The organism is Brachybacterium sp. GPGPB12, from assembly GCF_038396325.1.
Taxonomy (GTDB): domain Bacteria; phylum Actinomycetota; class Actinomycetes; order Actinomycetales; family Dermabacteraceae; genus Brachybacterium; species Brachybacterium conglomeratum.
In genome coordinates this window covers 3,689,252-3,712,533 of the sequence record NZ_CP149573.1, presented here as the reverse complement: position 1 = coordinate 3,712,533, position 23,282 = coordinate 3,689,252, and the positions used below count along the sequence as shown (strand labels likewise).

The 23,282-nt window shown below is 74.5% G+C and carries 27 protein-coding genes, 8 pseudogenes and 1 riboswitch; of the genes and pseudogenes, 23 read left to right on the top strand and 12 right to left on the bottom strand.

Going from position 1 to position 23,282, the window contains the following annotated elements; translation table 11 throughout:
* Positions 1-11: 11 nt before the first annotated feature.
* From WKH84_RS21625 to WKH84_RS21615, 3 genes are all read right to left on the bottom strand, one after another.
* Positions 12-665, bottom strand: a complete 654-nt coding sequence (locus WKH84_RS21625) for an SAM-dependent methyltransferase (RefSeq protein WP_341855063.1) — start codon at positions 663-665, stop codon at positions 12-14.
* Between the two features lie 10 nt (positions 666-675).
* Positions 676-1,200 (bottom strand): class I SAM-dependent methyltransferase, encoded by a 525-nt coding sequence (locus tag WKH84_RS21620; protein WP_341855062.1) that lies wholly within the window; start codon positions 1,198-1,200, stop codon positions 676-678.
* Between the two features lie 81 nt (positions 1,201-1,281).
* The gene (locus WKH84_RS21615; protein WP_341855061.1) at positions 1,282-1,410 is read right to left on the bottom strand and encodes a hypothetical protein; all 129 of its coding nucleotides are present in this window, start codon (positions 1,408-1,410) and stop codon (positions 1,282-1,284) included.
* A 390-nt stretch (positions 1,411-1,800) separates the two neighbouring features.
* On the opposite strand from WKH84_RS21615, the gene WKH84_RS21610 reads away from it, so the two are divergent.
* Positions 1,801-2,556 (top strand): phosphotransferase, encoded by a 756-nt coding sequence (locus tag WKH84_RS21610; protein ID WP_341855060.1) that lies wholly within the window; start codon positions 1,801-1,803, stop codon positions 2,554-2,556.
* Between the two features lie 130 nt (positions 2,557-2,686).
* Positions 2,687-2,953 (top strand): hypothetical protein, encoded by a 267-nt coding sequence (locus WKH84_RS21605; protein ID WP_341855059.1) that lies wholly within the window; start codon positions 2,687-2,689, stop codon positions 2,951-2,953.
* Here the strand turns inward: WKH84_RS21605 and WKH84_RS21600 are convergent.
* Positions 2,937-3,101, bottom strand: a complete 165-nt coding sequence (locus tag WKH84_RS21600; protein ID WP_341855058.1) for a hypothetical protein — start codon at positions 3,099-3,101, stop codon at positions 2,937-2,939. The genes WKH84_RS21605 and WKH84_RS21600 overlap by 17 nt on opposite strands.
* A 32-nt stretch (positions 3,102-3,133) precedes the next feature.
* On the opposite strand from WKH84_RS21600, the gene WKH84_RS21595 reads away from it, so the two are divergent.
* The 5 genes from WKH84_RS21595 (at position 3,134) to WKH84_RS21575 (ending at position 6,111) form a co-directional block, all read left to right on the top strand.
* A complete protein-coding gene (locus WKH84_RS21595) occupies positions 3,134-3,448 on the top strand; it encodes a hypothetical protein (RefSeq protein WP_341855057.1) in 315 nt (104 codons plus the stop codon).
* The gene (locus WKH84_RS21590) at positions 3,445-3,612 is read left to right on the top strand and encodes an SRPBCC family protein (protein WP_341855056.1); all 168 of its coding nucleotides are present in this window, start codon (positions 3,445-3,447) and stop codon (positions 3,610-3,612) included. The genes WKH84_RS21595 and WKH84_RS21590 overlap by 4 nt, the downstream gene beginning before the upstream one ends.
* Positions 3,609-3,863, top strand: coding sequence for a hypothetical protein (locus WKH84_RS21585; protein WP_341855055.1), 255 nt, complete (start codon positions 3,609-3,611; stop codon positions 3,861-3,863). The genes WKH84_RS21590 and WKH84_RS21585 overlap by 4 nt, the downstream gene beginning before the upstream one ends.
* A 479-nt stretch (positions 3,864-4,342) precedes the next feature.
* Positions 4,343-4,984, top strand: coding sequence for a hypothetical protein (locus WKH84_RS21580; RefSeq protein WP_341855054.1), 642 nt, complete (start codon positions 4,343-4,345; stop codon positions 4,982-4,984).
* A gap of 65 nt (positions 4,985-5,049) precedes the next feature.
* A complete protein-coding gene (locus WKH84_RS21575) occupies positions 5,050-6,111 on the top strand; it encodes an HNH endonuclease signature motif containing protein (RefSeq protein WP_341855053.1) in 1,062 nt (353 codons plus the stop codon).
* A gap of 61 nt (positions 6,112-6,172) precedes the next feature.
* On the opposite strand, the gene WKH84_RS21570 is transcribed toward WKH84_RS21575, so the two are convergent.
* Together WKH84_RS21570 and WKH84_RS21565 are read right to left on the bottom strand one after the other, a co-directional pair.
* Positions 6,173-6,373, bottom strand: coding sequence for a hypothetical protein (locus WKH84_RS21570; protein WP_341857052.1), 201 nt, complete (start codon positions 6,371-6,373; stop codon positions 6,173-6,175).
* Positions 6,374-6,446: 73 nt separating this feature from the next.
* A pseudogene (locus tag WKH84_RS21565) lies at positions 6,447-6,773 on the bottom strand (class I SAM-dependent methyltransferase); the annotation flags it as partial.
* A gap of 125 nt (positions 6,774-6,898) precedes the next feature.
* Between WKH84_RS21565 and WKH84_RS21560 the strand changes: the two are divergent.
* The 4 genes and pseudogenes from WKH84_RS21560 to WKH84_RS21545 all read left to right on the top strand — a co-directional run bounded on the left by WKH84_RS21560 (position 6,899) and on the right by WKH84_RS21545 (position 8,893).
* A complete protein-coding gene (locus tag WKH84_RS21560; protein WP_341855052.1) occupies positions 6,899-7,165 on the top strand; it encodes a glycosyltransferase in 267 nt (88 codons plus the stop codon).
* Positions 7,054-7,731, top strand: a pseudogene (locus WKH84_RS21555) (glycosyltransferase); the annotation flags it as partial. The gene WKH84_RS21560 and the pseudogene WKH84_RS21555, both read left to right, overlap by 112 nt.
* Positions 7,732-7,765: 34 nt before the next feature.
* On the top strand, positions 7,766-8,107 hold the full coding sequence (locus tag WKH84_RS21550) for a glycosyltransferase (RefSeq protein ID WP_341857004.1): 342 nt from the start codon (positions 7,766-7,768) through the stop codon (positions 8,105-8,107).
* Positions 8,108-8,233: 126 nt separating this feature from the next.
* A complete protein-coding gene (locus WKH84_RS21545; RefSeq protein WP_341855051.1) occupies positions 8,234-8,893 on the top strand; it encodes a PIG-L family deacetylase in 660 nt (219 codons plus the stop codon).
* On the opposite strand, the gene WKH84_RS21540 is transcribed toward WKH84_RS21545, so the two are convergent.
* Entirely contained in the window at positions 8,883-9,377 is a 495-nt protein-coding gene (locus WKH84_RS21540) for an endonuclease/exonuclease/phosphatase family protein (RefSeq protein WP_341857003.1), read from the bottom strand. The genes WKH84_RS21545 and WKH84_RS21540 overlap by 11 nt on opposite strands.
* 46 nt (positions 9,378-9,423) lie before the next feature.
* Here WKH84_RS21540 and WKH84_RS21535 point away from each other — a divergent pair, with 46 nt between their 5' ends.
* A complete protein-coding gene (locus tag WKH84_RS21535; RefSeq protein WP_341855050.1) occupies positions 9,424-9,600 on the top strand; it encodes a hypothetical protein in 177 nt (58 codons plus the stop codon).
* A 17-nt stretch (positions 9,601-9,617) separates the two neighbouring features.
* On the opposite strand, the gene WKH84_RS21530 is transcribed toward WKH84_RS21535, so the two are convergent.
* Complete coding sequence (locus tag WKH84_RS21530) at positions 9,618-10,688, bottom strand: ADP-ribosylglycohydrolase family protein (protein WP_341855049.1); 1,071 nt, start codon at positions 10,686-10,688, stop codon at positions 9,618-9,620.
* Between the two features lie 380 nt (positions 10,689-11,068).
* Between WKH84_RS21530 and WKH84_RS21525 the strand changes: the two genes are divergently transcribed.
* The 9 genes and pseudogenes from WKH84_RS21525 (at position 11,069) to WKH84_RS21485 (ending at position 17,429) form a co-directional block, all read left to right on the top strand.
* Complete coding sequence (locus WKH84_RS21525; RefSeq protein ID WP_341855048.1) at positions 11,069-11,545, top strand: hypothetical protein; 477 nt, start codon at positions 11,069-11,071, stop codon at positions 11,543-11,545.
* Positions 11,546-11,576: 31 nt separating this feature from the next.
* A pseudogene (locus WKH84_RS21520) lies at positions 11,577-11,729 on the top strand (hypothetical protein); the annotation flags it as partial.
* Between the two features lie 134 nt (positions 11,730-11,863).
* Positions 11,864-12,265: pseudogene (locus tag WKH84_RS21515) on the top strand (M13 family metallopeptidase N-terminal domain-containing protein); the annotation flags it as partial.
* Entirely contained in the window at positions 12,250-13,599 is a 1,350-nt protein-coding gene (locus WKH84_RS21510) for a M13-type metalloendopeptidase (RefSeq protein ID WP_341857002.1), read from the top strand. The pseudogene WKH84_RS21515 and the gene WKH84_RS21510, both read left to right, overlap by 16 nt.
* A gap of 178 nt (positions 13,600-13,777) precedes the next feature.
* Positions 13,778-14,164 (top strand): hypothetical protein, encoded by a 387-nt coding sequence (locus tag WKH84_RS21505; protein ID WP_341855047.1) that lies wholly within the window; start codon positions 13,778-13,780, stop codon positions 14,162-14,164.
* A gap of 31 nt (positions 14,165-14,195) precedes the next feature.
* A riboswitch (TPP riboswitch) is annotated at positions 14,196-14,301 on the top strand.
* A 47-nt stretch (positions 14,302-14,348) separates the two neighbouring features.
* Positions 14,349-14,669, top strand: a pseudogene (locus tag WKH84_RS21500) (ECF transporter S component); the annotation flags it as partial.
* 419 nt (positions 14,670-15,088) lie between these two features.
* Positions 15,089-15,784, top strand: a complete 696-nt coding sequence (locus WKH84_RS21495; protein WP_341855046.1) for a hypothetical protein — start codon at positions 15,089-15,091, stop codon at positions 15,782-15,784.
* A complete protein-coding gene (locus WKH84_RS21490) occupies positions 15,727-17,016 on the top strand; it encodes an ATP-binding cassette domain-containing protein (protein ID WP_341855045.1) in 1,290 nt (429 codons plus the stop codon). Before WKH84_RS21495 ends, WKH84_RS21490 begins: the two co-directional genes overlap by 58 nt.
* Positions 17,017-17,028: 12 nt before the next feature.
* Positions 17,029-17,429, top strand: a pseudogene (locus WKH84_RS21485) (ankyrin repeat domain-containing protein).
* 19 nt (positions 17,430-17,448) lie between these two features.
* Here the strand turns inward: WKH84_RS21485 and WKH84_RS21480 are convergent.
* From WKH84_RS21480 to WKH84_RS21465, 4 genes and pseudogenes are all read right to left on the bottom strand, one after another.
* Positions 17,449-17,925: a GNAT family N-acetyltransferase gene (locus WKH84_RS21480; RefSeq protein WP_341855044.1), complete on the bottom strand. Its 477-nt coding sequence runs from the start codon at positions 17,923-17,925 to the stop codon at positions 17,449-17,451.
* A 29-nt stretch (positions 17,926-17,954) separates the two neighbouring features.
* A complete protein-coding gene (locus WKH84_RS21475) occupies positions 17,955-18,986 on the bottom strand; it encodes an Fpg/Nei family DNA glycosylase (protein ID WP_341855043.1) in 1,032 nt (343 codons plus the stop codon).
* The gene (locus WKH84_RS21470; RefSeq protein ID WP_341855042.1) at positions 18,986-19,474 is read right to left on the bottom strand and encodes a ribose-5-phosphate isomerase; all 489 of its coding nucleotides are present in this window, start codon (positions 19,472-19,474) and stop codon (positions 18,986-18,988) included. Before WKH84_RS21470 ends, WKH84_RS21475 begins: the two co-directional genes overlap by 1 nt.
* Positions 19,475-19,539: 65 nt before the next feature.
* A pseudogene (locus tag WKH84_RS21465) lies at positions 19,540-20,159 on the bottom strand (disulfide bond formation protein DsbA).
* Positions 20,160-20,285: 126 nt separating this feature from the next.
* On the opposite strand from WKH84_RS21465, the gene WKH84_RS21460 reads away from it, so the two are divergent.
* Both WKH84_RS21460 and WKH84_RS21455 read left to right on the top strand, forming a co-directional pair.
* Positions 20,286-22,052, top strand: coding sequence for an ABC transporter ATP-binding protein (locus tag WKH84_RS21460; RefSeq protein WP_341855041.1), 1,767 nt, complete (start codon positions 20,286-20,288; stop codon positions 22,050-22,052).
* Positions 22,053-22,199: 147 nt separating this feature from the next.
* Positions 22,200-22,997: pseudogene (locus tag WKH84_RS21455) on the top strand (ABC transporter transmembrane domain-containing protein); the annotation flags it as partial.
* Positions 22,998-23,282 lie beyond the last annotated feature (285 nt).

Genomic DNA, 23,282 nt, shown 5'->3' with positions numbered 1-23,282 from the left:
GAAGCGGTCGATCACCGCGGGGTCGACGAGCGACCAGGCCGAGCAGGCGCGCGGCGCGCCTCGACGTCGAGCAGGTGCTCGGGCCGTCCGTAGTACGCCTCGGTGAACCCGTCGGTGCGACCCTGCGGGATCAGCACGGTGCTGATCGAGACGCCGCCGCCGAGCCCGTCGGCGAGCGCCTCCGGCGACGGGCAGCGGCGCGCCTCGACCTCGAGCACCTCCGGCGCGTACTCCCGCACCCAGAACTCCTGCACGCGGGCCGGGTCGCAGGTGAGGATCACGACCGGGCCGCGCGTCACGCGGCGCGCTCGGCCAGGCCCGCAGGAAGGTCCTGCCACTGGTGGACGCTGAAGGTGGTCATGGCGGCGTCGAAGGAGTCGTCGGCGAAGGGCAGCCTGCTCGGCGGTCGCGTCCACGGCCGGGGCCAGGTGGGCGGGGCGCTGGGCCCGCATCACGGCGGAGGGCTCGACGGCGGTGACCTCCCGGTCCGTCGGCTCGTAGGAGCCGGCCCCGGACCCGACGTTGAGCACGGTGCGCGCCTCGCCGAGCGCCTGGGTGATCACGGCGGCGATCCGCGGGTCGGGGCGTCGGTAGCGGGAGTAGGTGGACCCGAGGGCGCCGTAGTCCGCGTCTCCCGCGCCGCCGTCCTGCCTGCGCTGTGCCATGGGTGTCAGCCTAGTGAGGGGCTCGGGCGTGGACGGCCGCGTGCGGCCGGGCGCCCGGGTCCGTGCGCGTCTCGACATCGAGGACCTCGAACCCCGCCGCCTCCACGAGCTCGGTCATCCGGCCGACGGGCCAGTCTTGCGCCGGCGCGACGGCGTGGTCGAAGGGCTCCTGCCGCGCCCCGTCGAAGAACCCCAGCAGCAGGGTCCCGCCGCGGCGCAGGGCCCGGTGCGGCGCGGCGAGGGCGCCGGGCATCGCCGCGGGCTCGAGGTGGATCAGCGAGTACCAGGCGAGGATCCCGCCCCAGGTGCCCGGGTGCCCTTCGAGGTCGGCGAGCGCGGCCCGGCGATAGGCCGTCCCGGGACGGCGGTCCCGGGCGCTCCGCACGAACTCCGCCACCGGGTCCCAGCCCTCGACCTCGTGGCCGAGCGCAGCGAGGTGCGCGGTCCAGTGTCCGGGGCCGCGACCGAGGTCGAGCGGCGGCCCACAGGCCGTGCGGGCCCAGGTCTCGATCCGTCGGACGTCCGCCGGGGCCATCGCCTCGACGCCGCCGAGCGGCCGCGGTGTACTCCTCGGCGCGGCGGGCGTAGGCCTCCAGTGCGGTCATGGACGAGGATCCTAGGCGGCGGCGGCAGGGCCGCCCTTCAGGCGCGCGAGGACGAGCAACGGCGCGGCAGGGACCAGGACGAACAGGAACCCGCTGGGTCCGAGGATCCACACGCGACCCAGGGCCCAGAGCCCCAGCACGGGCCCGAACGCCGCGGGTGCTCGCCCTCCCTGCCTCCCCAGACGGATCAGCGAGCAGGGCGAGCAGGACGCCGGGGAGGACGAACCCGCCGGGCGCCCCCCAGAACTGCGCCGCCTCGTCGAGGCTCGCCTCGGTGGTGCGCAGCGGTCCGGCGAGCCAGTCGGCCCAGTACGGATGGAGCGAGAAGGCGAGCGTGTGCAGGGCGCAGATCGCGAGGAGGCTCCAGCCGGCGGCCGTCGTGAGGCGGTCGGGACGGGGGCGGGTGCGGAGGGCGGGGGTGTCGGTGGTGGTGCTCATGGGACGAGCCTCGCCCTCGCCCGTCCCGCCCGCCTCCCTCCCGCGAGCGACTCCGCTCCCCCGTGAGGGGGAGATGTCGCTACGGTGGCACGATGGTGCACGAGGAGCCGCTGGATGGCGGGAACGCGACCGCCGGCGTGGTGCGCGTCGGCGACACGGTGCGCAAGCCCTGGGAGCGAGCCACTCCCGCGGTGCACGAGCTCATGCGCACCGTCTCCGCGGCAGGGATCGACGTCCCCAGCCCGCTCGGACGGGACGAGCAGGGCAGGCAGATCCTGGAGTTCGTCCCCGGGACGCTCGCCCTGGAGTCGCCGAGGCTCTCCCTCGACGAGCTCGCACGCGTCGGGGCGATGATCCGCGCCGTCCATGACGCCTGCGAGGCGTTCCGCCCCACGGAGGAGCCGGGCTGGGTCCCGCTGATCCCGTCACCGGGAGCCGAGGCGGACCTGATCTGCCACGGGGACCTCACCCCGTGGAACCTGCTGATCGGCGAACGATGGGTGTTCATCGACTGGGACGGTGCGGCACCGAGCACCCGGCTGTGGGACCTCGCGTACTCCGCCCAGGCCTTCACCCTGAACGACGTCCGGGAGGATCCGGCCTCCGCGGCGCCGCGCCTGGCCGCACTGGTCGACGGCTACGGGGCGGGCCCCGAGCCGCGCGGCGACCTCCCGGAGGCGATGGCGGAGCGCACCGAGGCGATGCACGAGCTGCTGCGCCGGTCCCATGCCGAGGGCCGCGAGCCGTGGGGGACGATGTTCGTGTCGGGGCACGGCGCGCACTGGCGTGCTGCGGCCGATCATGTCGCCCGGCATCGCGAGGTCTGGGCCCGGGCGCTGCGACGCTGAGCGAACGGCCCGCGTCGCTCCGCTCCCTTGTCGCACCCCGCTCCTAGGCTCGTGAGCATGTCGCCGTCGCGCCGCTCCGCTGCGCGCTCCGTCCCCGCCGATGTGGTGCGGGCCGAGCGCGAGCGGATCCGTGCGCTCCTGCTCGCGCGCGCGTCCCGAGCTGGGATCCCGCCTCGCCGTCGGCCCGAGCGGTGCGCTCGTGATCCCGCTGCGCAGGGGTGGGAGCGTCGAGATCGGCAGGATGCGCCGACGAGGCACGCCCCACTGGGTCGTGGTCGCCCCTTCGGCGGCGGGCGCGCGGGTGCGAGAGCCCGCGACGCCGAGCGCGATCGTCCGGGTCGTCCTCGCCGCGCTCGACGAGGACGCGACGGGCAGGTCGCTCAGCGCGGTGCGATGAGGTCCGCGAGGATCTCGATCTGGGGGCGGAGGATGTCCTCGCCGAGGGCGACCGCATCGGGGCCGAGCTGGCCGAACAGGTGGGCGCTGAGGCCGGCGACGCCGCTACCGGCGATCTGGGCGTTCCCGAGCTCGACGATGCCGCGCACACCGGCCCCCCCTCAGCGTCATCGCCTCGGACATGATCGGGCCGAGCTCCGTCGGCACCGGGGCGGCGGTCGCGACCGCGATGGTGATCGAGCCGCTGCTCGCGGGGCGTCGCGCGATCCTGTTCGGCCGGGCCGACGCGCCGCACACCCTCACCCACGTGCCGGATCTCGCGGCGGCGATGCTCCACGGGATCTGCGGGCTCTGGTACGGGCCGTGCGCGCAGGTGCCGGGGCGTCTCGAACGGGAGGAGGGGCTCGTCACGACCAGCTGGGAGGACGCGGTCGGCGCGACGGTCAGGGCGGCGCAGGGCGCTCGCGACACGAAGGCTGTTAGCGTCGCCCCATGAGCGACTCCACCCCCGCCGCCGGCCCCTCCCGCCACCTGTCGATCGTGATCGACCGCCCCTGGCGTCGCGTGTACGAGTACGTGAGTGATCCGCGGAACCTGCCCCGCTGGGCGGCGGGGCTCGCGGGCAGCGAGGTGCGCGGGAGGTCTCCCAGTGGTCGATGAGCTCGCCAATGGGGCGGGTGCTGGTCAGCTTCGTGCCGGAGAACGATCTGGGCGTGGTGGACCACACCGTCACCCTGCCCACCGGCGAGTCCGTGCTGAACCCGCCGCGGGTGCCGCCGCTGACGGAGGAGAGCTGCGAGGTGGTGTTCACCCTGCGCCGCGGCTCGATGAGCGAGGCGGAGTTCACGGAGGACGCCGAGGCCGTCGGCGCGGACCTGGCGACGCTGAAGGAGATCTGCGAGCAGGGCTGAGGGTCGGGGCAGGGATGCCCAGCGATCGAGAAGCACACCCAGCGGCTCTTCGCGAAGCTCGGGCTGAGCGACGACGCGAGCGGTCACCGGCGGGTGACAGCGGTGCTGACGCCGCTGGGGAAATGGTCGAGCGGCCGGCTCGCGCGGCCCGCCTTTCCTCCACAGTCGGGGGCTGTGCACAATTCTTGTCGAGGTATTGACAGGCCCACTTCCTCGCATTTTCCGCGGTCAACCCAAGGCGTCAACATCGAACCGTTTCTCCGACGGGTCCGACAGGGCGCGCGCGACGGGCAAACACTCGTCGCATCGCGCATGACCAGCACTCTCACCGCACAGACGCCGACACGGCCACCTCGACCTCTCCTCCACACACCCACGTTTTCCACAGTTCTGTCCACATTTACGAGAAGGCCGTCGGATTCATCCACAGATTCCCTTCAGTCCTGGTGTCACAAATCGCACACACGTACGATGGAGGCATGGCTCACACGAGACGGCAGGACGACGGGGACCGCCCCGGTGGGGACTCCTGCCGCCCCGGCGCAGAGCCCCCGTCGGCCCGCGCGTCCGGGCCTGACGGCGGTTCTGAGCCGGCCGGCGGTCCTGCAGAGGTCGACGTCCTGGATCGGGCCGCCGCGCGGCTCGCAGGCCTCGGCGCCGACCCGTCGGCCCGCGCGGTCCTCGCCGAGGTGCTGACCTCTACCCTCCACGCCTTCACCCGCACCCGGTCCACGCGCGATCCGTCGCCGGACACTGCCCCCGGCGGCGCCGAGGAGGCCCTCGCCGTGCTCGCCGGGCTCGATCACCTGCGCTCCGCACTCGCCGCGATCGACACGACCTGGCAGGTGCAGGCCGAGCAGAGGATCGCTCGCGACGACGAGGCGCACGAAGTCCCCGCCTCCCGTCGCGGCAAGGGTGCATCCCACGAGATCTCGCTCGCCCGTCGCGTCTCCCCCTCCGCCGGCTCCTACTCCCTCGCCGCGGCGCGGCGGCTCGTCCAGCAGCCGCCCGGCACCACCTCTGTCGCGCGCGCGGACGGCTCACCGCAGAGCAGGCCTCGACCGTCGCGACCACGCTCGACGGCGCCTCCCCGGAGACCTGTGCACGGATCGACCGACTGATCGCCGAGGACCCCGAGGCGCCGCAGGGACGCGGGAGGAAGCGCCTGGCCTCCGACCTGCGCGGCATGGTCCAGCGGCTCGAGCCCGAGGGCTCGCGGGACCGGGCCGAGCGCGCCGCACGCGCACGCCACGTGACGATGACGCCGCTGGCCGACGGGATGGCGCGGCTCAGCGCGGTGCTGTCCGGCCTCGAGGCGACCTCCGTGATGCAGACCCTCCACGCCCGCTCCGAGTCGCTCCGCGCCGCCGGATCCCGCACACCCGCACGCGCCCTCGAGGCGGACCTGCTGGTGGATGCCGTGCTGCGAGCGGCCCCCACGGGCACCGCCCTCACCCCCACCGCCTCCCGGCCACGGCTCGACCTCGGCATCGTCATCACCGACAGGGCGCCGCTCGGTCGCGGTGACGAGGAGGAGTGCGCTCTGCTCGAGGGCTACGGAACGATCCCCGCCCACGTCATCACCGACACCCTGCAGGGCCGGCCTCCGGGACGGATCCGCGAGGTGGGGTCCGAGGATCCGCCGGTCGTCAGCGGGACTCCTGCTGCGGAAGGTCCGTTCGAGGGGCACGATCCCGTAGGGACCAACGATCCACACGGTGCCGGTACCAGCGATCCACCGGACCCTTCCGCCCCGATCGAGCACCCCGACCAGGAAGCCGCCGCCGTCTTCCGTCGGCTGTACGCGAGTCCGCGCCCGGGCGAGCTGGTGGCGATGGAATCCCGGGCGCGCGCCTTCTCCGTCGGGCTCTCCCGGCTGATCCGTCTGCGGGACGTCACCTGCCGCACGCCCTGGTGCAATGCGGTGATCCGCCACATCGACCACGTCGTGCCCCATCACCGCGGCGGGCCGACCAGCTACGAGAACGGCCAGGGCCTGTGCGTGCGCTGCAACCTGGCCAAGGAGCACGGGCAGTGGGAGATCACGGCGGCTGACGCGGAGGCCAGGGCCGACGGCGCGACCCGACATCGCTGGACCAGCCCGCACGGCGCCGTCGGCTACTCGTCGCCGCCGAGCGTGATCCCTCCGCCCCTCCGCGCCGAAGGGTCCGCTCATACCTCTGGGGACGACTCCGCCCCGACGGAGGACGGGGGCTCCCCGCCCGGCGGCGGTGCAGGAACTCCGTGACTCCCGCCGCCCCCGCCGCCTACGCTCGCGCTGACAGCCGACGGAGCGACCGGATCCCGGGTCAGCGGACCTTCCGGGCCAGCGTCGTGATGACGTGCCAGTGCTTCTTCTCCGCGAGGAAGCGGCCGTCCTCGTCGCGCACCGAGCGGTCGATCACGTGGAAGTCGCGGAACATCGCGTCGATCTCGTGGAGCGGGAGCGTGGCGACATCGGGCGACTCCGCCCAGGAGTCGTTGGGGCCGAAGAAGTCCACCGCCATCACGCCGCCGCGCGGAGAGGGCGCCGACGAGCTTCGCCCACACCTCCGGCGACGCCTCCGGGCCGAGCAGGCCCAGGGTGTAGGTCGAGTAGACGATCTGCGCGGACGGGAACTCCGCCACGTCCTGGATGTCGGTGTGGTGGAAGGTCACCGAGCCGCTCATGCGCTCGTTCTCCACCAGGCGGGCAGCGAGGGTGTCGTCGCTGTCGTAGGCATGGACCTGCCAGCCGCGCCGGGCGAACTGGAGGGAGTCGGCACCAGCGCCGGCCCCCAGATCGAGCACGACCCCGGGACGGCGGTCACCTCCGGCCGCAGAGATCGCCTTCCCCACGAGCCGACGGGCGGGACGGCCCGCGGCGTGGGCGTTCAGCGCCGCCCAGTCAACCTTCTCCGCCGTGTCCATGTCTGTCAGGCTCCACTATGCTGTTTCCCAGTTCAACTTCCCGTGACCCAGGCCGCGTCCTATTTCGTCACGGGCGAACAGGAGCCCCTCGGAGGGTCACCGCGCGACCCCTCTAGGATGGCGGGATGACGGCCACCTCCCTGCGGATCGCCGCGGTCTGCCTGCACACCTCACCGCTCACCGAGCCCGGAGGCGCGGACGCGGGCGGCATGAACGTCGTGGTGCTCGAGCAGTCCCTCGCCCTCGCCCGGCTGGGCCACCGCGTCGACCTCTTCACCCGACGCTCCGACCCCGACGCGCCGGCCGTGGTCGAGGTCGCCGACGGGGTGCGCCTGCGCACCTCGACGCCGGGCCCGCCGCCCCCGTCGCCAAGGGCGACATGGACGCGATGATCCGGCCCTTCCGCGAGCGGCTGCGGCCGCACCTCGCCGACGGCGACTACGACCTGGTCCACTCCCACCACTGGTTCAGCGGCGTCGCCGCCCTGCCCCTCGCCCGGGAGCTGGACCTCCCCCACCTGCAGTCCTTCCACTCGGTCGCGGCGCCCGAGGGCTCCTCGACGCTCGAGGCCGGGGAGCCGGCCGAGTCCGAGGGTCGCATCCCCGGCGAGCAGTTCGCCGCGACCGGCTCCGACCTGGTCATCGCCGTCTCCGACGCGGAGGCGCGCACCGTCGTGGAGCGCTACGGCGTTCCCGGAGAGCGCCTCGCCGTGGTCCGCCCCGGCGTGGACGTGGACCGCTTCCACCCCTGCGAGGACGTGCAGGCCCGGCGCCACCGCCCCACCCTCCTGTTCACCGCGCGGATCGAGCCGCTGAAGGGCCCCGACCTGGCGCTCGAGGTCCTCGCTCGGCTCGACCCCGCACGGGGCGCGCGGCTCGTGCTGGCCGGCTCCGCCGCCCCCGCCTTCGCCGAGTACCTGGAGTCGCTGCGGGCCCTCGCGAAGGAGCTCGGCGTCGAGGACCGGGTCGAGATGGTCGGCACCCTGGACCGCGATCAGCTCGCCGAGGCGATGCGCGCGCCGGCGCGCGCTGCTGCTGACCAGCTGGTCGGAGACCTTCGGCCTCGTCGCCCTCGAGGCGCAGGCCAGCGGCACTCCCGTCCTCGCCTGGCGCGCGGCCGGCGGGGTGCGGGAGGCCGTCGCGCCCGACGGCCCGGTGCAGGGCGCCCGCGACCCCGACGTCTGGGCCGAGACCCTCGAAGCGCTCCTCGACGACGAGGACCGCTACGCGGCGGCGGTCCGCGCCGCCCGCGAGTTCGCCGCCTCCCGCACCTGGGAGGCGACCGCCGAGGCGCTCGCCTCCCAGTACACCCGTCTCGTGGAGGAGCGCGCATGAGCACCGACCCCTGGCAGCTGCTCGGGACCGCACGCACCGTGCTCGCCGTCCACGCCCATCCCGACGACGAGTCGCTCTCCACCGGCGCGGCCGCTCGCCGCGCTCGCCGCCGACGGCACCCGCGTCGTGCTCGTCACCGCGACCCGCGGCGAGGAGGGCGAGAGCGTCCCCGGCGCGGTCGCTGACGGGGACGAGCGCCCCCTCGAGGAGATCCGGGAGCAGGAGATCGATGCCGCGACCGCCGCGCTCGGGATCGCCGAGCGGCACTGGCTGGGCACCGCCCCCGCGCTCGCGGCCGGCGCGGCCCCGCGCCGCTACCGCGACTCGGGCATGGCCTGGGTGCGCGAGGGGCTCGCCGGTCCCTCCCCCGACGCCGGCCCCGACAGCTTCTCCCTCGCCCCGCTCGAGCAGGCCGCGGACGACCTCGTCGCCCTCGTCGAGCAGTGCCGTCCGGACGTGCTGATCGGCTATGACGACGAGGGCACCTACGGGCATCCCGACCATGTGCGCGCCCATCACGTCGCCGTCGCCGCGGCCGAGCGGACCGGCGTGCCGCTGGTGCAGATCGCGAGCGACGCCGCGGCACCCGGCACCGTGGTGCGCGATCTCCCGCAGACCGCGGACGCGGTGGAGCGGGCGGTGGACTCCTACCGGACCCAGCTCACGGCCGCGCGGACCGGTCGAGTGCGGGTTCGCGATCCGGCACGTCGGCGGGCAGGACGACACGGTCGCCCTGCGCACCGGACTCCGGGGCTGAGCGACCCGCTCCGGGGTCTCAGACGCTGACGTCCAGCGGCGTCGGCAGGTGATCGCTGGCGCCCGAGAGCCGCTCCTCGCCGACCCGCGCGGTGGAGCGGACGGCCCGCGCGTCGCGCACCCGCACGCCCTCGCCGACGAGGATCGCGTCGATCCGGCGCACCGGACCGGCGGCCGGGAACGTGTGCTCGGACTGCCCGGCCGGGTCCCGCAGCAGCGGGTCCAGCAGACGGCGCGCCGCGCCGTCGGCGGTCTCGTTCAAGTCGCCGCCGACGATCACCGGCGCCCCCGCCCCGCGCACCAGCGCCGCGACGTGCTCGGCATGGCGCAGACGGTTGTCCTCCTGCGGCGCGAAGTGGAGCGAGGAGACGACCACCTCGCCGCCGCCGGGGACCGACAGCCGTACCGCGGCGACCCCGCGCGGGTAGGTGGAGTTCAGGTCCGTGACGCTCTGCGCGACCGGGTGCATGCCGCGGCGGATCACCTGCGCGGCGACGTCCTCGGTCGCGAGGATCGCGAGGCCCCGCCCGCCGAGCCCGCCGACCAGGACCCGTCGGCCGATGCGCCGGGCGAACCAGGCCAGCCGCGTCGTGGGCGGCGACGAAGCGGGGCGCCTCCTGGACCAGGAGCACGTCGGGGTCGAGATCCCCGACCGCCTCGATCAGCGCATGCAGGTCGCCGCGCGGCTCCCACAGGTTCCAGGACAGGATCCGCAGGTCCCAGCCCCCGCGCCCTGACCTGCCTCGGGAGGCGCTCACGGGATCGGCTCCTCGTCCACCTGCGGGGCGATCACCCGCTCGACGAGGTTCGCGAGCTCCTCGACCTCGTAGCCGGGCCAGCCGAACAGGACTCGCCTCCATTCGGGCGGGACGGCCTTGTGGCCGAGCGCCGCCCCCATCAGGGAGCCGGTGATGCACGCGACGGTGTCGGTGTCGTAGCCGGCCCGGGCCGCGGCCTCGAGCGCGGCGACCAGTGCGTCGCGCTGGGCGAACTTCCCCTCGGGGATCGGGCCGACGCCGGCGATCGCCGCCCACGCCGCCTGGAAGGCGCCGACGACCCAGCCGTTGCGGCGGAACATGACCGGGGTCGACTCCTCCGCCTCCTCGATCCGGTCCTGCCAGACCGTGCGGCGCTCGGGCTCGAGCTGGTCGAGGCCGACGCGCACGTCGAGCTCGCCGGTGAGGATCGCGTGGCGCACGGCGAAGCCCCACAGGATGCAGGCCTCGATCGTGTCCGGATGCACGTGTGTCAAGCGGCACACCGAGGCGATCGCCTCGGCCGCGTCCGCGTCCGGGGAGAGCAGATAGGGCGACACCGAGGCGTGGGCGCGCATCAGGGAGCCGTTGCCCGCAGAGGTCGGGTGGTCCTCGTGCGCCTTCGCGGCCGCGGCTCGGAAGTCGACCGCGCGGGGCGCGTAGTGGCCCGCCTCGCGGCCGATGTCCGCCGCGGAGCGCGGCACGTGGGAGGTGAGGTTCCCGATGTCCGGGGTGCCCAGCGACCACGAGTACCACTCGCGCGCGATGTGGTCCTGCGCGGACTCGAGCCGCAGGTCATGGTGGTCGGAGGCGGCTAGAGCGGCTTCGAGCACGACGATCGCCATCGAGGTGTCGTCGGTCCACTCCCCGAGCGCCAGCCGAGCACGCCGCCGCCGATCATGGCGATCTCCTCGGAGTCGACGACAGGGGCCTGGAACTCGTAGGGCGCCCCGAGCGCGTCCCCGGTCGCCGCGGCCACGACGGCGCCGACCGCCCGCCGCCGCTGCGCCGCGGTCAGCCCGGGGGCCTGGGAATGCTTCTCGTCCGTCCTCACGAGCCCATGGTTCCACAGGTCAGACCCGGGCCGGGCCCCGTTACCCTGGTGGGGACCGAGAAGGAGCCCCATGACCGACACCCCCGCGGAGCCCCGCCCGCACTGCGACGACCCCCACGATCCCCATGACCACACCGGCCATGACCATCCCCCCACCGGGGCGGATCTCGTCCGGGACCTCGTCAAGGGCCTGTCGATCCAGGCCCTGCTGATCCCCGCCCTCGCGATCGTGATGCTGGTGGCGATCCTGCCCTTCGCCCCCACCACGCCGGTGCCGCTGCTGCTGGGCATCGGGCTGGGCGCCCTGCGGCTCGTCTCCCTCGTCGCGACGAGCCTCTTCGTCGCCCGCACCCGCCGCCAGCTCGCCGTGAACCCGGGGCTGGTCGCGGTGCGCGCGTGCTCGAGGAGGTCGCGCGCATCGCCACGGTGCTGCTCGCTCTCGTGCTGTGGCCGGCCGACATCCGCTCCGAGCTCGGGGTGTGGGTGGGCGCCGGCCGCGCGCTGGTGTGGATCGTGCTGGCGACCGCGCAGACCGTCGCGACCCGGCGCCGCATCGCCACGCCCGGCGACTGGTCCGAGGAGGCGATCTCGACCCTGCTCTCCCAGCGCGTCGGCGCCCGCGAGACCGTCGTGATGCGCCTGCTGGACGTGCTCGGCACCGTGATGTTCCAGCTCGGCGCGACCGTGCTCGTGATCCTCTCGCCCGTGCTCGCCGTCGGCACCGCCGTGCTCTCGATCGGCACCGGGCTGTCGACCCTCGTCCTCCAGCGCAGGCCTCCGGCGGAGCGCTCCCGCACCCCCTGGGCGTACATGCCCGTCGCCCTCGGAGCGCTGACCCTCGCCCTGGCCGTGCTCGGACTGCTGAGCCTCTGACCGACCGACCCCACCACCCCCGCAGGAGCAGATGATGACCGCAGCCCTCCCCTCCGGACTCGACCTCGAGCAGGTCGACGCCGCCGCCCGCCCCCAGGACGACCTCTTCGGCCACGTCAACGGCCTCTGGCTCGCCGAGCACGTGATGCCCGCCGACCGGTCCAGCGACGGCGCCTTCCACGCGCCGCGCGACCTGTCCGAGGAGCGGGTGCGGGAGATCGTCGAGGAGGCGGCCGACGACGTCGCGCGCGCGCGGACGAGGCGGGGAGCCTGCCGGTCCCGACCACCGACCACGCCCGGATCGGCACGCTGTACCGCATGTTCATGGACACCGAGGCGATCGAGGCCGCCGGCCTGTCCGGCCTCGTCGGCCTGCTCGACGAGATCGGGGCGATCCGGGACCTCGAGGGCCTCGTGCGCCGGATGGCGGCGCCCGACTCGGGGGCCTCGGCGGTGCTCGCCTATGTGTGGACCGACGACCACGACTCCTCCCAGTACCAGGTCAAGATCCATCAGGGAGGCCTCGGCCTGCCCGACGAGTCCTACTACCGCGAGGAGCACCACGCCGAGACCCGCGAGGCCTATGCCGCGCACCTGGCGAACCTCGCCCGTCTCGCCGAGCGCCCCGGCCGTGCCGGGCTCGCCGTCGGCGGCCCCGAGGAGCTCGCCCGCGCCGTGCTCGACTTCGAGACCCGCCTCGCCGCCTGCCACGTCGACGTGGTCCGCCTGCGCGACCGGGAGAAGTCCGACAACCCCATGGACGCCGCGCGCGCAGCGAGCTCGCCCCCGCCTTCCCCTGGGACGCGTACATCGAGGGCACCGGCGCGCCGGCCGCGGCCTTCGACGTGGTCTCCGTCGGCCAGCCCGAGTTCGTCTCCGCCGCCGCCGAGCCGCTGGCCGGGGAGGACCTCGCCGTGCTCCGCACCTGGCTCGCCCTGCACACCGTCTCCTCCTACGCCCCCTATCTCCCCGCCGCGCTGGTCGAGGAGGACTTCGACTTCTCCGGCCGCGTCCTCTCCGGCGCGGAGGAGCTGAAGGAGCGGTGGAAGCGGGGCGTGGCCCTGGTCGAGGGCGCGGTCGGCTTCGCCGTCGGCCGCGAGTACGTCGCCCGCCACTTCCCCGCCGCCCACAAGGAACGGATGACCGCGCTGGTCGACGCGCTGATGGACGCCTACCGCGACTCGATCAGCTCGTTGGACTGGATGACCCCGGCCACCCGCGAGAAGGCGCTCGCGAAGCTCGAGAGGTTCACCCCGAAGATCGGGTACCCCTCGACGTGGCGCGACTACGACGGCCTCGAGCTCGTCCCCGGCGACCTCGTCGCGACCGTCCGCGCCTCCCGCCGCTTCGAGGCGGACTTCGAGTTCTCGAAGGTCGGCGGGCCGATGGACGAGACCGAGTGGCACATGACCCCGCAGACGGTCAACGCCTACTACAACCCCGGCCGGAACGAGATCGTCTTCCCCGCCGCGATCCTCCAGCCCCCGTTCTTCGACGCGGAAGCCGACGACGCCGTGAACTTCGGCGGGATCGGCGCGGTGATCGGCCACGAGGTCGGCCACGGCTTCGACGACCAGGGCTCGAAGTACGACGGGGAGGGCAACCTCGTCTCCTGGTGGACGGCCGAGGACCGCGAGGCCTTCGACGCCCGCGCCGCCCGTCTCATCGCGCAGTACTCGGAGCTGTCCCCGCGCGAGCTCGACGACTCCCACCGCGTCAACGGCGCCCTCACCATCGGCGAGAACATCGGCGACCTCGGCGGGCTCTCCATCGCGGTGAAGGCCTATCTCGCCAGCCGCTCCGAGGAGGAGGCCGCGGCCGAGCTCGACGGACTCACCGGCCTGCGGCGCGTGTTCTGGTCCTGGGCGACCGTGTGGCGGGGCCGGAACCGGCCCCAGGAGGCGATCCGCCGCCTGGCCGTGGACCCGCATGCGCCGATGGAGTTCCGCTGCAACACGGTCGCCGGGCACCTCGACGAGTTCCACGAGGCCTTCGACGTGCGCGAGGGCGACGGCATGTACCGCGCCCCCGAGGAGCGGGTGAGCATCTGGTGAGGCCCGATCCGCCCTTCCACGTCGGGCGGACGGTGCCCTCCTCCGTGGGCTGGACCCGCGTCGTCGTCACGGTGGTGGCGGGCCTGATCGTGTCGGGCCTGCTCGCTGCGGCGCGGCTCGGCGCCGGGCGCGATCGCGGTGCTCGCCGCCTTCGCGGCCGCTGGCGCTGTGGACGTGGATGGGCCAGGCCACCCGCTTCGTGGTCGACGGGAACGGGGTCACCGTCAGCCTCGGCGGCTTCCTGCCCCGCCGGGTCTGGCCGATCGAGGACTTCCGCACCGTGCAGCTGCGCGAGATCCCCACCGGCACCGTGGGCGTCGCCCTCGGCGGCTACGGCTGGCGGCGCGGGAGGGCGATGACCCCGAAGCCCGAGGAGCTCACCCCCGTCGGCCGGCGGAAGATCTTCACCGTCGCCGAGCAGCAGCGGCCCTACCGGATGCTGGTCACCCGGCCGGGGACGAGCGTGGAGATCATCGGGACGAAGGACACCTGCTACATCCTCTCCCCCGTCGACCCCCAGGCGGCCGCCGATGCGATCGACCAGGCCATCCGTGCCCGCCGCTGAGCGTGCTCCTGGGCTAGACTGTCTGCTCGTCATCCACTGACAGGGGAGCACCGTCCGGTGCTGAGAGTGCGCCGACGGCGCAGACCCTCGAACCTGATCCGGCTCGCACCGGCGTAGGGAGTCGGGATTTCCGTGGAGCACCGCCGGTGCTCCGCGCCCCTTCCAGGACCTGGGAGGAGACGTGATGACTCGTTATCGCACCGTCGATCTGCTGGTGACCGTGCTGATCGGGGCGGCCTTCGGGGTCGCCTTCCTCGGCTACGGCCAGCTCTACACCCTGATCGGCCCGCTGACCGCGGCGTTCAAGCCTGCCGAGGGGCCGCTGGCGGGGATCTGGTTCCTGCCGGCCGTGCTCGCCGCGGCGCTGGTGCGCAAGCCCGGCGCCGCCCTGCTCGCGGAGATGGTCGCCGCCGTGCTCTCGATGCCGCTGGGCGACCAGTGGGGTTGGAGCACCGCCGTGTCCGGTCTCATGCAGGGCGGCGGGGTCGAGCTCGCCTTCCTGCTCACCCGCTACCGCCGCTTCACCCTGCCCGTGGCGGTGCTCGGCGGGGTGCTCGCCGGACTGCTCGAATGGGGCTGGGAGAAGATCGTCTACTACCAGGAGATGAGCTGGCTGTTCTCCGGCACGATGCTCGCCTTCTTCCTGCTCTCGGGGCGCGCTGCTGTGCGGGGTGCTGGGCTGGGCGGCGAGCCGGGCGCTGATCGCGACCGGCGCGGTGGACTCCCTGGCCTCGGGCCGGGAGGCGGCCCGCGCGGTGGAGGCCTGAGCACCGGGACCGTCCCGGCGGCGTCCGTGCACGTCGACGGGCTGCGCTGGCGGCCGCTGACCCGGCGCGAGCCGACGATCGAGGGGCTCGACCTCGAGATCCCGCCCGGGCAGCGAGTGCTGCTGGCCGGGGCGAGCGGCGCGGGAAGTCGACCGTCTTGCGGGCGCTGGCCGGGTCGCTGGACCCCGAGGACGGGGACGGCGAGGGGCTCGTCCCCGCGCCCAGCCGGCCCGGGGAGCGGGGCCTGCTGCTGCAGAACCCGGTGCACGCCCTCGTCGGCGCGACCGTCGCCCGCGACGCCGCCTTCGGACCGGAGAACGCGGGACTGCCCCGGCCGGAGCTCACCGAGCGCGCGACCCGGGCGCTCGAGGCGGCGCGAGTCGACCTCGACCCCGAGCGGGCGCCGCTGGACGCCTCGGGCGGCCAGCAGCAGCGGATCGCGCTCGCCGGTGCGCTGGCCCTGCGCCCCGACCTGCTTGCTCCTGGACGAGCCGACCTCCATGCTCGATGCCCCGACAGCCGAGGAGGTGCGCCGGGCGATCCTCGCGGTCACGGGCGGCCGCACCCTCGTCGTCGCCGAGCACCGGATCGGGCCCTGGGCGCCGCATGTGGACCGGCTGATCGTGCTCGGCCCTCGCGCCCGGGTGCTTGCCGACGGAGCACCGGGCGAGCCGCTCTCCCGGCGGCGGGAGGTGCTGGTCGCAGCGGGGGTGCTCGAGGACGGGACGGCCGACGAGGAGGCACCGGGACCGGCCGAACCCGGCGAGACCGTCGCCGCGGCCGCACGGCGTCACCGTGCCCGCCCGGGGGCTCACCGCGCCGCAGGACCTCGAGCCGCGCGCTGGGCGGCTGACCGTGCTGACCGGCCCGTCCGGTGCGGGCAAGACCTCCCTGCTGCGCGTCCTCCTCGGCGCGACGGAGCCGGGCGCGGGCACCGTGTCCCGCCCCGAGCCCTCCCGGATCGCCCTCGTCCCGCAGGACCCCGAGCACTCCTTCGTCGCGACGACCGTGCGGGAGGAGGTCCTCGCCTCCCCCTGGGCCACGGACGAGCACCTCGCGGACGAGCTCCTTCAGCGGGCGGGCCTCGCCCCGCTCGCCGGCGCCCACCCCCACCGTCTCTCCGGCGGCGAACAGCGCCGTCTCGCGATCGTCGCAGCCCTCGCCCAGCGCCCCGGCCTGCTCGTGCTCGACGAGCCGACCGTGGGCCTGGACGCCCGGCGGCGCCGCGAGGTGCTGGAGCCGCTGCGCGAGGCGAGGGCCCGCGGCACGGCGGTGCTCGTCGCGAGCCACGACGAGCTCCTCGTCGCCGCGGCCGACGCGCGCCACGACCTGCCCGCCCCGGCGCCGGGCGCGGTGCCCACGCCCTCGCCCCGCCGGGTCCCGGCCGACGCGCTGAACCCGCTGACGCTGAGCCTGATCGGGATCCTCGCCGCGATCGGCTCCTTCGCCGTGCAGAGCTGGCAGGGCGGGTCGCTCGCCCTCGCCCCGACCGTCTTGCTCGCCCCGCTGGCGGTGCGGAGCCTGCGCGGCGCGGCCCTGCGCCTGCTCCCGATCGTGCTCTCTGCGGCGGGGCTCGCCTGGACCACGGCGGCGCTGGGCGAGGCGCCGGCGCTGTCCGGAGAGGCATGGCTCGTCGGCCTGAAGGAGGCCGCGCGGATCACCGCCTTCGTCGCCCCCGGGGTGCTGGCCCTCGCCTCCGTGCGCCCCACCCCGCTCGGGGACGCGCTCGGCCAGCGCCTGCACCTGCCCGGACGGCCCGTCGCCGCCTCCGTGATCGCGCTGGTGCGGGTGGGGCATCTGGGCCGGCAGTGGGCGGCGATCCTCGAGGCCCGCACTCGCCGCGGTCTCGGCGGTCCCCGCTCCCCCGGGTGCTCGCGGGTGCCACCCTCGCTCTGCTGGTGGACACGCCGCGCGGCGCCGAGCAAGCAGGCTCTGGCGATGGACTCCCGCGGCTTCGCGACCGCGACGCACCGCACCTGGGCGGCGCCGAGCCCCGTCGGACCCGCGGACCTGCTGGGGGTCGTGATCGCGGCGGGACTGCTGGTGTGGCCGCTGATCGCCGAGTCGCTCGTCGGCCCTGCGTAATACGCTGGGGCGATGACCGACGACTCCCTGAATCCCGAGCTCATCGAGCTCGCCAACGCCCTGCTCGACGCCGCCCGGAAGGGCGACGCCGAGACCGTGCGCGCCTTCCTCGACCACGGCGCACCGGCGAACCTGCGCGACGCCTCCGGGAACACCCCGCTCATGCTCGCCGCCTATCACGGGCACGCCGCCCTGGTGACCGAGCTCGCCGCCCGCGGCGCCGACGTGGACCTGATGAACGACCGCGGCCAGTCCCCGCTCGCGGGCGCCGCCTTCAAGGGCTTCACCGAGGTGGCGAGGGCGCGCTCGAGGCCGGGGCGGACCCGGAGCTCGGCGAGCCGAGCGGCCTGGCGACGGCGCGCTACTTCGAGCGGGGCGAGATCGTGGAGCTGATCGAGGCGCGCCGCGCCTGAGCCCTACGCGCGGCCCGGCTCAGGTGCTCGCGGGGCGCGACACCATCGCGACGTGCTCGATCCCTGCCTCGAGGAACACGTCGCTCACCGTCTCGAAGCCCATCGAGGCGTACCACATCTCGAGATATGCCTGGGCGTCGAGGTGCACCTCGGCGCGAGGATCGAGCTCCCGAGCCCGCTCGAGCGCGGCGACCATGAGGCGCCGGCCGTGGCCGCCGCGGCGTCGGTCCGCGCGCACCGCGACCCGGCCGATGCGGAGCGTGCCGTCCGTCTCCCGCGGCAGGCGCAGGTGCGCGATCGGCGCGCCCTCCTCCTCGAGCCACAGCGGCTCCGTGGTCGGCTCGAGCTCGCGCCCGTCGAGGTCCGCGTCGCTCGCGCCCTGCTCCATCGTGAACACGTCCTGGCGGAGCGTCGCCAGGCGGTAGAGGGTGCGGGCGGAGAGGTCGTCGAGAACGGCGCGGTGCAGGTCGGGCGGGGCGACGGGCTGGTCGGGCATGGGGGTCAGGGTACTGCCGTCGGCACCAATCACCGCGCGAGCGCCCAGGGCGCGGCAGGGTGCTCGCGGGTCCATCCCGCGCGGCGGCTGCGAGCCTGTTGGCGGCGCGGGCACCAGAACACGGTGCGGGCGGCGATCTCGCTCGAGCGGATCGTCGTCCCGCACAGCCGGCAGGGCAGGGTCTGGCGGTGATAGACGTAGAAGGACTCCTCGCGGGGCACCACGTCCGGGTCCTCGTCCCCGTTCTGGCGGGTGCCGCGGGAGCGTTCGACGATCCGCGCCTCGATCTGCCGGTGCTCGGGCTGGGTGGTGACGATCCGTCCTGTCCGTGCGCCGTAGGCCATCAGCGCGACCAGGTCCTCCCACATCTCCTCGCACATCCCGGCGGTGAGATCGCGGCCGGGCACGAAGGGATCCAGCCTCGCCCGGAACAGCGGCTCGGCGCGGTAGATGTTCCCGATCCCGGCGACGACCTTCTGGTCCATCAGCGGCGCGCCGATCGTGGTGCGGGAGCGCCGGATCCCCTCGACGAAGCGGCGCCGTGCGGAGCCGTCGGGGTCCGGGCGCGCCGGGTCCGGGCCGAGCCGGTCCAGCACCCGCTGCCGGCCCTCGGCGTCCAGCACCTCGCAGGCGGTGGGGCCGGTGAGGTCGGCGAGGCCGCGGGGGCCGGCGATCCGCGGCCGCACCGTCTCGCGCGGCACGATCCGCCGCCAGTCGACGGTGCCCTCGCTCTCCTCCTCCCGCTCGCCGACGCGCAGGCGCGGGGCGCCGATCGCGTGGGCGTCGATGAATCCGGGGTCGCCCGCGAAGGTCCAGGACCCGTACAGGCCCAGGTGCACGTGGACGTGCCGCACCGAGGGGTCCGCCGGGTCGACGTCGGCCGTGAGGGCGAAGGGCAGGAAGAGGTGCTTGCCCACCGCCTCGGCGCCGAGCGAGACCTGGCCGTCGAGCCGAGCGGCGTCGGAGAAGCGTCCCTGGGGACTGGAGGTGCGCACCCGCTGCCCGCCGAAGCCGCGCGCGAACGCGGCGGCGAGCCGGTGGACGGTATGGCCCTCCGGCATCAGCGCGCGTCGGCGCCGGCGCCCTGGTCCTCGCTGTAGCCGCCGGTGGTCTCGTAGCGGGCGACCAGGTCGATGCGGCGCTGGTGGCGCTCCTCGCCGGAGAACGGCTCGGCCAGGAACAAATCGATCAGCGCCTCGAGCTCCTCCTCGGAGTGCTGGCGCGCGCCGACGGAGATCACGTTCGCGTCGTTGTGCTCGCGGGCCAGGCGCGCGGTCTCCTCGTTCCACACCAGCGCGGCGCGGACGCCGGTGACCTTGTTCGCCGCGATCTGCTCGCCGTTGCCGGAGCCGCCGATCACGATGCCGAGGGAGCCGGGTCGCGCGACGACGGCCTCGCCCACATCGGTGCAGAAGGGCGGGTAGTCGTCCAGGGCGTCGTACTCGTGGGCGCCGTGGTCGGTGACCTCGTGACCCTTCTTCTCCAGCTGGGTCACCAGGCGGTTCTTCAGCTCGAAGCCGGCGTGGTCGGTGCCGATGTGCACGCGCATGTCGTGGCTGTCTTCCTGTCGTGGGGTGGGGGTGGGAGACCCGTCGGGGACGGGCTGTGCTGCGGTCAGCTGAAGTCGACGCCGCCGGAGCGGGAGCGCTTGAGCTCGTAGAAGCCGTCGATCCCGGAGAGGGTCGCGAGCGCATCGAGCGCCTTCCCGGCCTCCTCGCCCTTCGGGGCCGGGGAGACGACGGGGCCGAAGTAGGCGGTGCCCTCGCCGAAGGAGATCACCGGGGTGCCCACCTCGTCGCCGACGCGGGAGATCGCGCCCTCGTGCGAGGCGCGCGCGCCCTGTCGGTCTCGTCGCCGGCGACCGGCTCGTAGGCCTCGATCAGCTCGGCGGGCAGGCCCGCGTCGGCGAGCGCGGCGACGGCGGTCGCGCGACGGTCCTCGTTCTGACCGCCGACGTGGTAGCGCTCGCCCCAGGCGGTGTACCAGCGGGCGAAGGCCTCGTTCCCCTCGGCGGCGTCGATCGCGATCGCCAGCCGGGCCGGGCCCCAGGAGTCGTCGATCATGGCGCGATAGCCGGGATCGAGCTCGCGACCCTCGTTGAGGACGGACAGCGACATCACCGAATAGACCGGCTCGATCTCGCGCACCTCGGCGGCGTGCAGCGCCCAGCGGCTGGTCATCCAGGCGAAGGGGCAGACGGGGTCGACGAACAGCTCCACACGACGGGCAGTCATGGACTCTCCTCGGATCGGGGGTGGTGAGCCCCCATTGTCGCACCGGCGCGCCCGCCGTGCGTCGGCCCGCTCACGGCGAGGGAAAACACCTTGCCCCGCAGGGTCCGGACGGGTTGGATCGGACGAGTGCTCGACTCCTCCCCCGCCGCGGCCGCGGCGACCTCCTCCCCGGCGCGCCCCGTCCCCGGCGTCGCGCGCTCCATCGTGCGCACCCACCGTCGCACCCTCGCGCTCATCCTGCCGCTGGCGACCGTGTCCGAGGGCGTCGAGATGCTCATGCCGATCGTGCTGGGCCTCCTCATCGACCACGGCATCCTCGCCGGCGATCTGCGGCTGACGGTGCTGGGCGCGGCGGGGCTGATCCTCCTGCGCGTGCTGGGCGTCTTGCTGTGGGTGTGGACCTTCCTGCTCTCGCAGAAGGCGGTCATGTACGAGCGGCACCGGTCGCGGGTGGGCCTGACCGGCGCGGTGCTCGACCCGCGCTCGCGCACGGTGCGCCGCCCCGCCGGCGAGGTGCTCTCGATCGCCACGTCGGATGCGGACAAAGCTTCCGACGTGATGGACATGATCCCGTGGGTGGTCCCCTCGACCCTCGCGGTGCTGGGCGCGACCGCCTATCTCGCCGTGATGGACCTGTGGCTGGGACTCGCGATGGGGCTGGGCATCGTGGTGATGGTCGTGGTGATCCGCGTGATCACCCCGACCCTGTCCGCCCGCTACGACGACCAGCAGTCCCAGGCCGCGGAGGCCGCCGCGACCGCGACCGACCTCGTGCACGGGCCGCGGGTGCCGCAGGGCCTGGGCGTGCAGAGCCGGGCACGGGCGACCTACCGCCGCCGCTCCCGCACCGCGCTGGACGCGGCGCTGGTCAACGCCCGCTACTCGGGCCTCTCCTCGGGGCTCACGACCCTGGTGACCGGGACGATGCTCGCGGCGGTCGTGGTCCTCGCCTCGCTGCGCACCCTCGACGGCGCGCTGACCCTCGGCGTGCTGATCGCCGTGGTCGGCCTGGCCCGCTACGTGATGGGGATGCTTGCAGGGCCTCTCCGGCGCCCCGGTGTGGTGGGCCGGCATGTCCACCTCGGCGCGTCGCGTGCGGGACCTGTACACGGACCTCGGCCGCACGGTCGACGACCCCGAGCTGACCCTGGACGTGCTCACCACGCGCCGCGACGACCGCGGCGACCGCGGGACGGGCCGACGCGGCGCCGCCGGCGGCCTCCACCTGCCGCTGCTGTCCGTCGCCGACGGCGAGGTGGTGGCGCTGGCCTGCGCGGATCCGGCCGACGCCGCGGACGTGATCGACGCGGTCAGCGGCCGCGTCGACGGCGGCGCCCGCGTGGGCGAGGTGGCGATCACGCCCGAGGACCGGCTGGGCCTGCGGGCGGACCTGCTCGTCGAGCCGCACGTCGTGGACCTCTTCGACGGCACCCTGCGCGAGCGACTCGCGACCCGCGCCCCCGAGCAGGGCCCCCGCCGGAGACCGGCGACGACGGCTGGGCCGACGCGGCGCCGCACGCCGCCGGCGCCGAGGACCTGCTGCGGATCCTGCCCGAGGGCTACGACACCCGCATCCTGGACCGCGGCGCGAACCTCTCCGGCGGGCAACGGCGGCGGATCGCGCTCGCCCGCGCCGTCGCCGCGGACGCGCCGGTGCTCGTGCCGCACGACCCGACCACCGCGGTCGACGCCGTCACCGAGCAGAACATCGCCGAGGCGCTGGTCGCCGCACGGCATCGCACCGACCGGGCGACCCTGCTGGTCACCCGCGCCCCGGCGCTGCTGCAGGCGGCGGACCGCGTGGTCTTCGTCCGCGACGGGCGGATCACCGCCGAGGGCGAGCACACCGATCTGATGGGACACGAGCAGTACCGGGAGGTGGTGCGGCGATGAGCGCATCGCAGGGATCCCAGGGGACCCGCATGCCGGGCCTGGACTGGGACCGACCGCTCGAGGAGGTCCTCGGCGAGGACGCGACCGCGCGCCGTCAGCTGGCCGAGCACGCGCGGCCTGCCGCCCATCGCGGGCCCCGGCGCCTCGATGCGCTTCATGCTCGCGCGGCCGCGGGAGCACTGGCTCTCGGCCACGGCCACGCCGCTGATCACCGTGGGCGGCGCGGTCGCCGCCGCGATCCTCCCCCGTCTGATCGGCTCCGCCGTGGACGTGGTCGCCGCCGGCGGCTCGAGCGCCGAGGTGTGGTCGCTGGGGCCGCGGATCCTCGGGGTCGGGGTGCTCCAGGCGGTGCTGATGGCGGCGGGCTGGTCGATGATCTCCGCGCTCGGCCAGCGGATCCTCGCCGGGATGCGCGAGGACGTGATCGACCGCGCCCTGGACCTGCCCGCGCAGACCATGGAGCGCACCGGCATCGGCGACGCCCTCTCCCGCGTCGCCGACGACGTGGACGTCGCCGCCCGGGCGGTGAACAACCTCGTCCCGAACCTCATCCAGCTCGGATTCCTGGTGCTGATCACCCTGGGCGGCATGGCGATGCTCTCGCCGTGGCTGCTGCTCATGGTCGTGATCATCGTGCCGATGTACGTGCTGGCCGCGACCTGGTACCTGCGCCGCACCGGCCCGATCTACCGCCGCGAGCGGATCGCGATGGGCGCCCGCGCCCAGGGCCTGCTCTCCGCCATCCACGGCATCCCCACCGTGCACGCCTACGGCATCGAGCGGCGCGAGACCCGCCACGTGGCCGTGCTCTCGGAGACCGCCGCGCCGCTGAACATGCGCGTGATGCACCTGGTCAGCCGGCTGGTGCTGGGCCTGAACGTGCCCGAGAACCTGGCGCTGGCGATGGTGATCGGGGTCGGCTTCGTGCTGGTGCAGACCGGTGCGGCGCCCGTCGGCCTGGTCACCGCGGCGGCGGTGTACCTGGTGACCCTGTTCTGGCCGATGATGGCGGTGATCTTCAACCTCGACGAGGTCCAGTCGGCGCTGGCGAGCCTGGCGAGGATGGTCGGGGTGATCACCTCGATCGACCCCGCGGTCTCCCCCGGCACCGCGGTGCCCCGCGACGCCTCGATCCGCCTCGAGCAGGTCTCTCACGCCTACGGCGAGGACGAGGACGGGAACGAGCGGATCGTCTGCGCGGCCGCTGGACCTCGAGATCGCGCCCGGGCA